10 protein-coding genes are annotated in these 13814 nt (G+C 32.9%); 9 read left to right on the top strand and 1 reads right to left on the bottom strand.

The genetic code is table 11. From position 1 onward, the window contains the following. Positions 1-8 precede the first annotated feature (8 nt). The 8 genes from DK441_RS20335 to DK441_RS20300 all read left to right on the top strand — a co-directional run bounded on the left by DK441_RS20335 (position 9) and on the right by DK441_RS20300 (position 10263). A complete protein-coding gene (locus tag DK441_RS20335; RefSeq protein ID WP_109852311.1) occupies positions 9-1493 on the top strand; it encodes a RagB/SusD family nutrient uptake outer membrane protein in 1485 nt (494 codons plus the stop codon). Positions 1494-1521: 28 nt separating this feature from the next. Further along, positions 1522-2370 (top strand): putative zinc-binding metallopeptidase, encoded by an 849-nt coding sequence (locus tag DK441_RS20330; RefSeq protein ID WP_109852310.1) that lies wholly within the window; start codon positions 1522-1524, stop codon positions 2368-2370. Positions 2371-2383: 13 nt separating this feature from the next. After that, positions 2384-3754 (top strand): DUF4302 domain-containing protein, encoded by a 1371-nt coding sequence (locus DK441_RS20325; RefSeq protein WP_160112198.1) that lies wholly within the window; start codon positions 2384-2386, stop codon positions 3752-3754. 414 nt (positions 3755-4168) lie between these two features. Continuing rightward, on the top strand, positions 4169-5698 hold the full coding sequence (locus tag DK441_RS26935; RefSeq protein ID WP_200822875.1) for a nuclear transport factor 2 family protein: 1530 nt from the start codon (positions 4169-4171) through the stop codon (positions 5696-5698). 83 nt (positions 5699-5781) lie between these two features. Then, a complete protein-coding gene (locus DK441_RS20315) occupies positions 5782-7119 on the top strand; it encodes a M28 family peptidase (RefSeq protein ID WP_109852308.1) in 1338 nt (445 codons plus the stop codon). A gap of 119 nt (positions 7120-7238) precedes the next feature. Further along, entirely contained in the window at positions 7239-8861 is a 1623-nt protein-coding gene (locus DK441_RS20310) for a M1 family metallopeptidase (RefSeq protein ID WP_109852307.1), read from the top strand. Positions 8862-8870: 9 nt separating this feature from the next. Then, positions 8871-9596 carry a sulfite exporter TauE/SafE family protein gene (locus DK441_RS20305; RefSeq protein WP_109852306.1) on the top strand — a complete coding sequence of 242 codons (726 nt, stop codon included), beginning with the start codon at positions 8871-8873 and terminating at the stop codon, positions 9594-9596. Positions 9597-9747: 151 nt separating this feature from the next. Beyond that, a complete protein-coding gene (locus DK441_RS20300; RefSeq protein WP_109852305.1) occupies positions 9748-10263 on the top strand; it encodes a GNAT family N-acetyltransferase in 516 nt (171 codons plus the stop codon). A gap of 139 nt (positions 10264-10402) precedes the next feature. On the opposite strand, the gene DK441_RS20295 is transcribed toward DK441_RS20300, so the two are convergent. Then, a complete protein-coding gene (locus tag DK441_RS20295) occupies positions 10403-13063 on the bottom strand; it encodes a T9SS type A sorting domain-containing protein (protein WP_160112197.1) in 2661 nt (886 codons plus the stop codon). Positions 13064-13284: 221 nt separating this feature from the next. Between DK441_RS20295 and DK441_RS20290 the strand changes: the two genes are divergently transcribed. Continuing rightward, complete coding sequence (locus DK441_RS20290) at positions 13285-13635, top strand: hypothetical protein (RefSeq protein WP_160112196.1); 351 nt, start codon at positions 13285-13287, stop codon at positions 13633-13635. The last annotated feature ends 179 nt before the right edge of the window (positions 13636-13814 follow it).

The following is a 13814-nucleotide window of genomic DNA, read 5'->3' as shown; positions in this document are numbered from 1 at the left end:
AAATGATTATGAAAACAAACATCAAATTAATTGGTATAAGTCTATTAACATTATTCATAATGTCTTCTTGTGAGGATTCATTAGATGAAATACCAGATAATAGAACGCAAATTGATACTGCCGAAAAAATTGCAGAATTAATTACACTTGCTTACCCAGCAGGTACCTACGCACCTTTTTTAGCCCCAATGACTGATAATGCAGATGATAAAGGACCTACAGCAAATGAACAAAGAGTAAATACAGAAATGTATTTCTGGAGAGATGTAAATGATAACAATACAGATTTTCCAACTGATTATTGGAATGAGTGTTATGAAGCCATTTCGCAAGCTAATCACGCATTACAAGCTATCGAAGAGTTAGGAGGTGGTAGCGAGTTAGATTATCTAAAAGGAGAAGCTTTAATAGCTAGAGCATATACTCATTTTATGTTAGTGAATATTTGGTCTAAAACCTATGACCCTTCAACTGCAGGATCTGATTTAGGAATTCCTTATGTAACTGAACCAGAAAATATAGTAATTAAGGACTATACACGAGGAACTGTAAAAGAGGTTTATGAAAAAATCGAAGCCGATATCGTAGCAGGATTACCTTTAGTTACTAATTCTTATGATATTCCTAAGTTTCATTTTACTAAAAGTGCAGCAAATGCTTTTGCTTCAAGATTTTATTTATTCAAAGGAGATTGGGAAAAAGTTATACAATATAGTAACGAAGTATTAGGTGATGCTCCTGCAGATCTTTTAAGAGATTGGAATGGTAAATATAGAGGTTTTACTTTTGCACAGATAGGTAATGAATATTCTTCGACAGCAGAGGTTGCAAACCTATTACTTGTATCAGGAAATTCACTATATGCAAGAAATTATGCAGGTTCCAGATATCAATTATCATCAGATTTAGCAACTAGCCTTTTCTTTAATAGTTCTCAGGTTAATGGTAAAGGATGGGGGTATCGAGTATTTGGTAATGATTTATTCTTAAATCTTCCTAAATATGTTGAATATTTCAGAACAACCAATGCAGCTGCAAATATTGGATTTGCTTTTGTAAACTCTGTACTTCTTACTACAGACGAAGTCTTATTAAACAGAGCAGAAGCATATACTATGCTTGGTCAAACTGGTAATGCTGTAAACGATCTTAATGCTTTTTTATCTAAAAAAGTCAGAGATTATGATGCCGCTACCGATGTATTAACAATAGATCAACTTAATACTATACATGCTGTTGCCGAAGGTATCTATACTCCTTTTTACACTATCGATACAGAAAAACTTGCCTTAATAAATGGCATAGTAGAATATAGAAGAAGAGAATTTCAGAATGAAGGACTACGTTGGTTTGACATAAAAAGATTTAATCTATCGGTCATTCATGAAGATTTCTTTGACAACGAAAGCATTCTTACTAAAACGGATAACAGAAAACAGTTACAGATCCCTGTAGATGCGCAAAGTTTTGGTTTGCAACCAAATCCTAGGTAATATTAAATAATTTTAAGAATACATAATTATGAAAAAAATAATAAAATGGATAACCATAGTTGCAATCACAGTAATAGTTATAAATTGCGACAAAGGTGATAGTGTTGGGCCTTCTCAAATCAATACAGAAGCTCCACAGTTATCTAGTCTTGATTCTTGGATAAAAGAAAATTTTGTTTCCCCTTATAACATAAATATCCAATATAAGTGGAATGAAAATGAAGTGGATCTAAATAGATTTTTGTACCCTCCTACAGAAGAAAACGTTCAACCACTATTAGAAGTTGTTAAAGCTGTATGGATAGATCCGTATACACAATTGGGAGGAGAAGACTTTATTAAAAATATTTCTCCAAGACAATTCACTCTCGTTGGTGGTTTCAATTTTAATCAAACGGGAACAATTACTCTAGGTATTGCAGAAGCAGGAACCAAAATTACACTATTTAATGTTGATCAATTAGATTTAACAGATCTTACGCTTACTAGAAGATACTTTAAAACTATCCAGCATGAATATGCACATATTTTAAATCAAACTAAACCATATGACCCTGATTATGGGCAAGTAAACCCTCAGAATTATACAGCTCAATGGTTTAACCGAAGTATAGCAGAAGCCAGAGAATTAGGGTATATAACTGATTACGCTTCAAGTTCGGATACAGAGGATTTTGCAGAAATGGTAGCAACTATGCTAACCACTTCAAAAACTGAATTTGATGCCATTGTTGATGGTATTACAAGTGCAGAAGGCAAAGCTTCTATAAGAACGAAAGAGCAATTTGTTGTTAAATATTTTAGTGATGAATTTAACATTGACTTATATGAGCTGCAAGAATTGGTAAATCAAAATACCTTAGACATTGTTAATTAATAAAATAAAGAAAATGGTTATAAAAGCATTAAATAAAATATGGTTTTGGTCATTACTACTGATTTTTTTCTCTTGTAGCAATGATGACAATGAGGTATTATTCGAAGGAACACCAAGTAGTAGAATTGATCAGCGTGTAACAGAACTTCAAAATTTACTTTTGGCATCTCCTGATGGATATAAAGCTGTTTATTTTACGAAGAATGATGAATATGGTGGATTTACTTTTTATATGAAATTTAATAGTAATGGTACCGTAGAGATGACTTCTGATTTTGATACCGAAACCGCAATTACTTCTAGTAGATATGAAGTTAAGATGGGATCTACTACAGAATTAGTTTTTTCTTCGCGTAATCACATTCATAAGGTATCGGATAGTAATATCCAAGGTCTTATCGGATCTGGATTTGAAGGAAATTCAAATTTCCAGTATATTAAAAATGAAGGTGGAAAAATTACATTTAAAGAACCTCGACACGATGCAATTTTAGTTTTCGAACCTGTAACTGCAACAGAATGGGATAATGTTAATATTTCTTTGGGAAGAAGAGCTAGTCTTTTACCAACAATTACTACTTCAGTTTTTCAGGGGTTAACTATCGAAGATGGTTCTGGTAAAACATTTTATACGTTTAACTATGATAGTTTACGTCTTTTTGCTAATTCTCAAAACCAAGCTGACGATGGTACGGTTACAGAAGTCGCTTACGGTATAGCATATACACCAGAAGGACTTGTTGTTAGCCCTGCAATAGAAATAGGCGGAAATACATACGAGAACTTTGTTTTTGATACTGTATCAGAATCTTATATTTCTGAAGTAGATGGAAATAAAGCGACAATTGGATTTATTAATCAACCTCCATTTATTAATAATGATATTTTTGATATCGGAACTGAATTCACAGATTTTGTATATATTCCAAGAGTATTTCCTCCTGATACTAGAACTTCTCTTGCATTTCAAGCATTGACAGAACAAGTTACTACCAACCTTGCAAATGGTGGTCTCGGTATCTTCATATTTGATCGATTAGAATTGAGATCAACTCGTACCGGTGATGCTAGAGATACTCAAATTTGGATAGGTTTTAGAAGAACAACAGATAATGCTTTATTCTGGGGTATCTACGACTATACATCATCAATAGTAGATAAGAAACTAGTACTGACATTTGTTGGAGTGAACGAGCCTGATACTTTTGGTAACTTTGCGTTCTTCCAACCTTTTGCTCAGCCATTATTAGACTTTTTTGGTAATCCTGAGGGGCTTTATTATGAAACAACTGGTAATTTCCAGAATTTCTCAAATAAAGCAGGAACATTTACCAGCGCGGCAGATCCTACATTAAGAGTGTATACTTTCTGGCGTAATCCATAAAATAAATACTCAACTTACGTTTAGATTCTCCGTGTATGGAATCTAATCTTATCAACAATATACACAATAAACTATTGTTCCCTCAATAGCCTTTCTAACTCAACTTTCGAAAACCCGGAGCATTTGCTCTGGGTTTTTTGATTAATTTTATTTTTTCTAAATACCAAGTATAGATATCATTCTTACATTAAACTCATTCAATTTTTGGGTTTTAAATAAAAAATAAGTCTTTTTTTAGTTCTGTTACCCCGAGCACTCGAGATTAAATTGCATAGCATAACTACAGAAAGAAAAAAGGCAAAAACAGGGCCGAAAACAACATTTTTTTAGCAAATCAAAAAAGTATAAACGAGTTCATTAACATTTACTTAAGAATAACGTCAATATTTCAATGTATTTTAGAAAACAAAAACAATGAAACACGCAATTGTTCTTTTAGTAGTACTCGCTGCAATCCCTACTTTCTCACAAACCGATACCGAGGTATATCTTTTTGATATCATCAAAAAAGGAGAAACAATCAAACTTAACAACCAAAGAAACATATCTAACAACAAAGGATATGATAATCAACCTTCTATCTTTAACGGTAATATGGTTTTGTTTTCCTCTACACGTAATAAACAAACAGATATAGCTGTATATGATAGTAAAAAAGCTAAAGTAGATTGGATTACAGAAACCAAAAATGGTAGTGAATACTCCCCTACTAAAATCCCAGGAAAAAATGAAGTTTCTGCCATTCGCCTTGATCAAGATGGTAAACAACTCCTGTATCGTTATAACTATGAAACTGGAAAGTCTAAAGTTTTATTAGAAGGACTTAAAGTAGGGTATCATACCTGGTTTAATCAGGATATACTGGTTTCATCGGTACTCGAAGATAATGCAATGTCATTGGTCGTATCCAATATAAAAGAGAATACCAATCATACTTTTCAAAAAAAAGTAGGAAGATCGTTGCATAAAATACCAAATTCAAACCTAATTAGCTATATCAGTAAAGAAAACAAAAATTGGGAAATTAGATCGATTGATCCTATAACCGGAGCTACCAAAAAAATCATAAATACAATATCAGGATCCGAAGATCTGTGTTGGTTACCAGATGGTACAATCCTGATGGGAAAACAAAACCAGATTTTTAAGTTTAATCCAAAAACAGATGCCGGCTGGAACATCTTTCATACTTTTATGGATAAAGAAATTGGTAATATTTCAAGAATAGCAACAAATACTACCGGAAACATGCTTGCTGTAGTATCAGATATATCTCCCGAACATATTGTTCAAAAACAATTAGATGCTTACAATGCCAGAGATATAGATGCTTTTTTAGCTACATATAATGACGATGTATTAATTTATGACTATCCAAATACAGTGCGTTATAAGGGCAAGGAAGCTATGCGCCCATATTATGACAAAAAATTTAAGAATCAACCTAATTTATTTTGTGAAATAAAACATCGTATTGTACTTGGTAATAAAGTAATCGACGAAGAATATGTTACTTATAACGATCGAAAAGTAAGAGTTATTTCTATATATGAAATTAAAAACGGAAAGATTGCCAAGGTAACTTTTATTAAACCTCAATATGATAATGATCTCGAAAAAAGTACTTTAAACATTATTGATAAACAACTCGATGCCTATAACACAAGAGATATCGATGCTTTTGTTGCTACATATACCGAAGATATAAAAGTCTACAATTTTCCTTATAAATTCTTATATGAGGGGCATAAGAAAATCAAAGAAGGATATGCCAATTTCTTTAACAACACACCTGATCTTAATTGCAAAATCAAAAACAGGATTGTTATGGGTAATGTCGTTATTGATGAAGAATTTCTAACCATCCATAAACAACATTATAGTGCCATTGCAATTTATGAAGTGAAAAATGATAAAATAGCTAAAGTTGTTTTTATTCAGTGATGTATATCAACATCTTATAAATTTGTTAAGAGATCATCATTACTTGGCTCTTTTCTTTAAATTAGGCGATCAAATTCACACAAATGAAAACATTTTTTACCGCTACCCTACTTCTATTATCTACCATTTTAACTGCACAAACAGATCAACGTATTTATGATATCATCAATGCAGTCTCTGCAGATAGAGTTGAAACCGATATCAAAAAATTAGCAAATTTTGGAACTCGTAATACATTTAGTGATACTATTTCTCAGACACGAGGTATTGGAGCAGCCCGAAGGTGGATCAAAACAGAATTTGAGAAAATCTCTACCGATTGTAAAAACTGTTTAGATGTATTTTATCAAAAAGATTTTGTAACCAAAGATATGGGATCAAGAGTACCTCATGATGCCTGGGTGGTAAATGTAGTAGCTGTACAAAAAGGAACAAAGTATCCTAATCGTTATATTATTATGAGTGGAGATATCGATTCTCGAGCCAGTGATACTATGGATTTTACTACCGATGCTCCCGGTGCAAATGATAATGCTAGCGGGATGGCAGGAACCATTGAAGCTGCAAGGGTATTATCAAAATACACTTTTGAAAACAGTATTATTTATGTTGGATTGTCTGGAGAAGAACAAGGTCTCTTTGGTGGTGGTGGATTAGCAAAATACGCTAAAAACAAAGGCTGGGACATTATAGGAATCCTTAATAATGATATGATTGGAAACATTAAAGGAGTAGACGGAGTTATCGATAATCGAGCTTTTAGAATATTTTCTGAACCTACCAATCTTACCGATGACGAAAAAACGGTAAGACGTAGACGTTTTTATGGTGGAGAAGTCGATGGAATTTCACGTCAATTGGCCCGATATGTGCATAAAAATGTAAAAACCTATATGCCAGAGATGAACCCAATGATGATTTATCGATTAGATCGCTTTGGTCGTGGTGGGCATCACAGACCTTTTAATGATTTAGGCTACGCCGGAATTCGAATTATGGAAGCGCATGAAAATTACACACAACAACATCAAAACATTCGTGAAGAAAACGGAATCAAATACGGAGATGTTGTAGAACATGTTAACTTTGATTATGCTGCAAAACTTACCGCAGTTAATGCTATAAATTTAGCAAGTATTGCCTGGGCTCCTCCTGCCCCATCCGAAGTAAAAATAGGTGGTATTGTAGAGCCATCAGCAAAATTTAAATGGAAAAAAGCCAATGATCCTAATATCAAAGGTTACAAAATATACTGGCGAGATACGACTTCTCCCACCTGGGATCATAGCCGTTTTGTAGGAAATGTAGATAATTTTGTTCTAGATGGCATTGTAATTGACAATTTCTTCTTCGGAATAGCCGCTGTCGGGAAAAACGGTCATGAGAGTCCGGTCGTATTTCCATCAGAAACTTTTAGATAAAGTACAAAAAAGAGTTTGCTAATAATTTCGAAACTAATACAAAATTGATTATTATGCGAATTCTACTGATCTAACAGGTAGATATTAAGTATAATTATCGAGAAATAAACACACCATAGATGAAAACATTCTATACTATAGTCTTTAGCATTTTAAGCTTTACTCTACTATCTGCGCAAGAGTCACAATTTACAAGGCAAGATTCATTACGAGGATCAATAACTCCAGAAAGAGCTTGGTGGGATTTAACCTATTACCATCTTGATATTGCTGTGGATCCAGATAAAAAAACTATTTCAGGAAAAAATACAATTCATTATAAAGTGTTGAAAGAGCATAACGTAATGCAAATCGATCTGCAACCACCTTTAAAAATAGAAAAAGTACTTCAGAATAATAAACCGTTACAAGTAACATCTGAAGGAAATGCTCATTTTATAACACTAGCAACAGCACAAAAAGAAAATAGCAAAAATGCAATAGAAGTATACTATAGTGGTAAACCTCGTGAAGCCGTTCGGGCACCATGGGATGGTGGTATTTCATGGAAAAAAGATCAAAATGGGAAACATTTTGTGGCTTCCTCATGTCAGGGATTAGGAGCCAGCGTTTGGTGGCCTAATAAAGATCATATGTATGATGAAGTAGATAGTTTGCTAATTAGTGTTAATGTACCATCTGCCCTTATGAATGTATCTAATGGCCGATTGCGTAAAACAGAAAGACATGACAATGATACCAAAACATATCATTGGTTCGTAAGTAATCCAATTAATAACTATGGTGTAAATATCAATATCGGAGATTATGTACATTTTGGAGAACAATATGAAGGTGAAAAAGGTAAACTGGATATGGATTATTATGTATTAAGGGACAACCTGGAAAAAGCAAAAAAACAATTTAAAGATGCCCCAAAGATGATGAAAGCCTTTGAGCATTGGTTTGGTCCCTACCCATTTTATGAAGATAGCTTTAAACTGGTAGAAGTACCTTATCTAGGAATGGAACATCAAAGCTCTGTCACTTATGGAAACAAATATATAAATGGATACCTTGGTAATGATCTTTCTGGATCAGGATGGGGATTGAAATTTGACTTTATTATTATTCATGAATCTGGTCACGAATGGTTTGCTAATAATATCACCTATAAGGATGCTGCAGATATGTGGATTCATGAAGGTTTCACAGCATATTCTGAAAGTCTTTTTCTTGATTATCATTATGGAAAAAAGGCCGCTGCAGAATATGTAATAGGTACCAGAAAAAAAATCCAAAATGATTCTCCAATCATAGGTACATATAATGTAAATAATGAAGGGTCAAGTGATATGTATCTTAAGGGATCAAACATGTTACACACACTACGTCAACTTATAGAAGATGATGAAAAATGGAGATCTGTTCTTAGAGGGCTTAATACTACATTTTATCATAAAACAGTGACAACAAAGCAGATCGAAGATTATATTAGCAAAGAAACTGACATCGATTTAACTCAGTTTTTTGATCAATATCTAAGAACCATAAAAGTACCCGTTCTCGAATATAATTTTAAAGACGGTAAATTAAAATATCGTTATAGCAATATCGTAGATAAATTTGATATGCCTGTACGTCTCTTTATAGATGATAATCCAGAATGGATAAAGCCTAATGCTAATTGGCAGACAAAAGATGTTAAAGGAAATAAGCTTACTGTAGATCCTAATTTTTATGTAAATGTAAAAGAACTATAGTATTCTAAAATGACATCTTATCTTATTCCGTTTACCGCTGCTTTTATATTAGGTGTATCTAAATCGGGGCTCAAAGGAATGGGGATTGTGGTCGTAACTCTAATGGCATTGGCACATGGTGCAAAAGCATCTACAGGAATACTACTACCTCTTCTAATTTTTGCAGACGTTTTGGCTGTACTCTATTATAACCGACATGCCCGTTGGAAATATCTCTTCCAATTTCTCCCATGGATGATTGGTGGAGTTCTAATAGCTGTTTTTGTAGGAAAAGATCTTCCTGAATATATATTTAAGAAAGGAATGGCCGTGATTATCATTAGTAGTGTTATTATCATGTTTTTTTGGGAACGATACGATAAGAAAAACATTCCTAATAAGCTTTGGTTTATTGGTAGTACTGGATTTGCAGCAGGTTTTACTACAATGATCGGAAACCTGGCAGGAGCCTTTACCAATATCTTTTTTATGGCAACTCGAATACCGAAAAATGAGTTTATTGGCACTGCAGCCTGGCTTTTTTTTATAATTAACCTATTTAAACTACCTTTTCATATTTTTAGTTGGAATACCATAAATACACAGTCGTTAACCGTGGATTTATATTTAGTTCCGGGAGTTGTATTAGGATTCATTATTGGACTTAAAGTAGTAAAGCAATTTAAAGATCACCAATACCGAAAATTTATTTTAATCATGACAGCAATTGGAGGGTTAGTTATTTTATTCAAATAATTACGAGTGATATTAAATTCTTGAGTATGATTGTTTAAATACTTTAGGTTAAAACTTAGCAAAAATCACTGTTTTATTCAATAGCTACCAAAATGTAATTTCTTTTGAATATTTTTAGCCTTTATAAAAGTTTCAAAAAACGAAATTTACAATGTTTCCAGAACTACAAACCGAAAGATTATTCCTAAGACAATTAAAAGAAAGTGATGATCAAGTGATTCTCTTTTTACGATCTAATGAAATCGTTAATACATTTGTAAAAAGACCTAAAACAAATACAACCGAAGAAGCTATTAATTTCATCAACAAAATTAATAAGGGTATTGATCAGCAAGATTGGTTATTTTGGGGAATAACGGTAAAAGATAATCCAGAACTTATTGGTACTATCTGTCTGTGGAATTTCTCTGAAGACAAAAAAATAGCAGAAGTAGGTTACGATTTACATCCAGATTTTTATAAACAAGGAATCATGAACGAAGCTCTGATAAGTATCCTGGATTATGGATTTAAAACTTTGGAGTTAGATCGTATAGAAGCTTTTACACATAAAAATAATGAAGCTTCAAAGAAACTACTCATAAGAAATGATTTCAATCATATTGAAGATAGAATAGATAGTGACAATCCAGACAATATCATTTTTTCTATTTCCAGAAACAAATAGCACAAAACTATCTCCTTAAAAAATATTTTTTAGTAAAAACCAAAGCCTATCCATATTTTATATCATATATGATGATCAAATACTTTTGACAGGCTTTGGTTACTAATTTAATTAACATCTATTCTTTAAACAGACAGTGTTAGTCTTTGTAAAATATTTTAGAGACGCTTTCTTCTTCAGATAGAGAATATAATTTAATAATATAGGCACCTTTAGACAAATTAGATACATCTATACTATTCCCTTTTCGGTTTTTATATTCACCTACTTTCTTACCATATATATCAAATACCATTATCAAAAATTCTTGTCCAGCAACAGAGCTACGTATCTGTAATTGATTTTTTGCAGGGCTAGGGAATATTTTTATACCCTGTAACTCTCTACTATTTTCATTAGGTAACAATAGGGATTTCGCTCCATTCTGGCAATATGCTGCATTTTGATATGGTGTAATCGCAACGGTTTTATACACAGGAGAATTGCTGTAATACTCACTTATTTTTGCAGCCAACCATCCGTCATCATCTCCATTAGTACCAATAGAACCTATTCCTGTGGTAGATCCCCCACCCCATAAAATTGCAAAAACATTCATATCTGCTAATCTTTGCAGATTTGAGGTTCCCCAATCATAACCATTATCCTTAGCCAAAAGCGCTCCAACCGTATTTGCATCATAATGAGGAAGTGCTGCTAATGATACATTTTTTAAATCTGGATGAATTTTGTTTAGATTTGTTCCTATTCTACTATCTCCAAGAAAATAAGGAGCAGAACCCGAAGAATGATTAGCAATATCGAAATTAACAATATTTTCACCTGTAGTAGGGATATGCCCACCAGGGATTTGCCATAGCATAACAGGTACATTACCTACTCGTTCTGCTATTTCTTTACAAAAGATCAGATATTTATCCCAATGTCTGGCAGTCCATGCATAATTTTGTATTGCAGCCGGCCCAAAACAATCTCTTTCATATCGGTCAAAAGCTATAAAGTCTGGTTTCCAATCTCCTGTATATAGCTCAAGGCTATTCATAAAATCTGCTACTTCTATTGCTTCACTCACAGGGTCATTAAACTCTCCTGCTTTTTCAAACACCCAACGGGCAGAACCAGCAGCCCACACATTTTGCTGGTATCCAAATGGTATTTTACATTCTCCGACGTGATGGATAAGGAAATTAACCGATTGAAAATAACCTTTTAGGTTATCAGAAAAAGAAGGAAGTCCTGTAATACTTAAATTCTCATCTTCAAAAGCTCTTTTGATATCCTGATTAACCTCAACTCTCATCGTTCTGATATTATGATCATTTCCAAAAACGACATCTTGTTGAATAGCACCTATTAGATCTGGACTTATTACAAAAGCTCCGGGATTAGGGTGATCTGTATCTTCATAGCTAAGCATAACTTTAATTTCCTGAATCAAATTTCTATAATGAAAATATAGGTTCTCATTTTCAGACAAATCTTTTATTGCTTCCAAAGACCCTCCTCCACTAGCATTGGCAGTGTAATGCACCATTACAGGAAGTATTTTTCTACCTCCTTGATTACTTTCTAATCTTCGCGCTTGCTCGATGGTGTTCTTTGTAGGAGTCATATCAGGAATTTTACCTCTATCCCCTGCGCCATCTAATCCAGAATATTTAAAAAGAACACTCAAAGGTGAGTTCTTAAAATTATCATCAAAAGAAGCCGCTGCATTTGTTATAGTTCCATGAGATAAGTATTTAGGAAAACCTTTAACAGTAAACTCATGCACAGAAGAAGCGGTAAAAGAAACAGCCAGGGTATTGCTATTTCCTGTACCTATTGTAAGATTTGCAGTGTATTTCGGAGTATAAATTAGGTTATTAGCACTATCGGTATAGGCAGCTATTGTAACACTATAATTTCCTTCGAGAACCTGTGATATGCTAGTACTTCCATTAGCAATCTGCGTATTTTTATCTGCACCGTTTGTATCATTATTCTTAAGTGTAATTGCTGTAGAAACTCCGCTAGGAAGCCCAGATACATTAACCGTTACATTTTCTGTACGAATAGTAGATTTAGTAAACCCTATTGCAATAGCTGTATTTGTTTCAGAAGGAGTGAATGATAAAGGTGATAATTCTGAATATGCACTGGTGTATTGAGTCGTCCCTACAATAAAATTATCTGCCCATACCTGGTATTGCTGATTTACTCTTAACGAAGAAACCTTAGATGTAGTAATTGTTTCTGTGGATTGAGCATTAGAACTCATATTTTTATAGTTAACTACAACGGCATTCGTATCATTTCCTGTTACTGTAGTTGTTACGTCTGTAAATAAAGAAGGAACTCCATCTTCTGTATAAAATCTAACAGAATCGGCAAGATCACTGTATGTTGATGTTACAGTTCTAAAATCAATTCTAAGTTTAAAACTTTCATTAGGAGATAAAATATGATCGACCCAGGATGCTTCAGGAAGCCCTATATTTAAGGTATTAATAAATTGATTTCCATCTTGTAGGTGGGTCATAGTTACAGTTGGGTACGAAATACTTCCGTTAGGTGTAAAATTAACAAAGCTTGGAGTACCATCGGATAAAAACTGAATTTTCGCATTTCTGGCATTAATACCACTGTTTCCTGTATTTTTCACTTCTATATCAAGATAAACATCTCCCCAGGATTGTGGTAAAAATTCCATTTTTAATTGATAAGTTACTGTAGGATTACTATAATCTCTAATAAATGTTTGGGAATACATACATAAAGTAAAGAGTAAGCATATGACGAATAATAATTTGTGTTTCATTGTTTGCGTTTTAAATAAGTTGGGTTAATATATATTGAGATTTCATAAAAGATAGAAATAAGGAAAAGGTCTAAAAAACTAATTAGCTGAATGGCTCTAATTTGTAGACTTTCGGGGTGTTTTTTGAAACAAGAAGCAAATTATGAACTTAAAAAGAAAATAATTTTTAGTACATTAGATAGCATAAGGCGTGGTTAACAATGCATAAAAACTCAAGAAAGATGATCGTCATGATAATAGGTAGTATGGTAATAATTAGTATCGTTACTCTAGTCTTCCTTTTGAGTAAAATTAAGCCAAGCCCAAATTGTATTCTTTATGAAAACTATGTTTTAATAAGAAAATCACCTTATTCTGATGCCTTAAGCAATTATGAAATTATAAAAGAAGAAGATGGTCTTAGATTTAGAACCAAAGAAGGGTATTCTCTATTTATCTTAAAAGTAAATTCTAAAGAAAACCAGGAAGTAAAATTGATAGGGCTTGCCAGTTATGGTGCAAGAAATGTTGAATTTAATCGATACATCTGTAATTTGGTTGATCAAATCAATACTAAAACAAATACTAATTAAGCGTATACTTCGTAACCAGAGTTAATAGATTTTAATTGGATCATCTCTACACCACCAATTTTCGCGATTTTATCTTCAAATAAAAGTACACATACGGTATCTGTACCTTTCGTCCCCTATTATTCTTCATTTCTCAGATGATAGCATATACATTTGTCTTGTAAAAAAATTCATTAATT

It is taken from the genome of Aquimarina sp. AU58 (genome assembly GCF_900312745.1).
GTDB classification, from domain to species: Bacteria; Bacteroidota; Bacteroidia; order Flavobacteriales; family Flavobacteriaceae; genus Aquimarina; species Aquimarina spinulae.
Note: the sequence above shows the minus strand (reverse complement) of the source record. Positions and strands in the feature narration are given on the sequence as shown.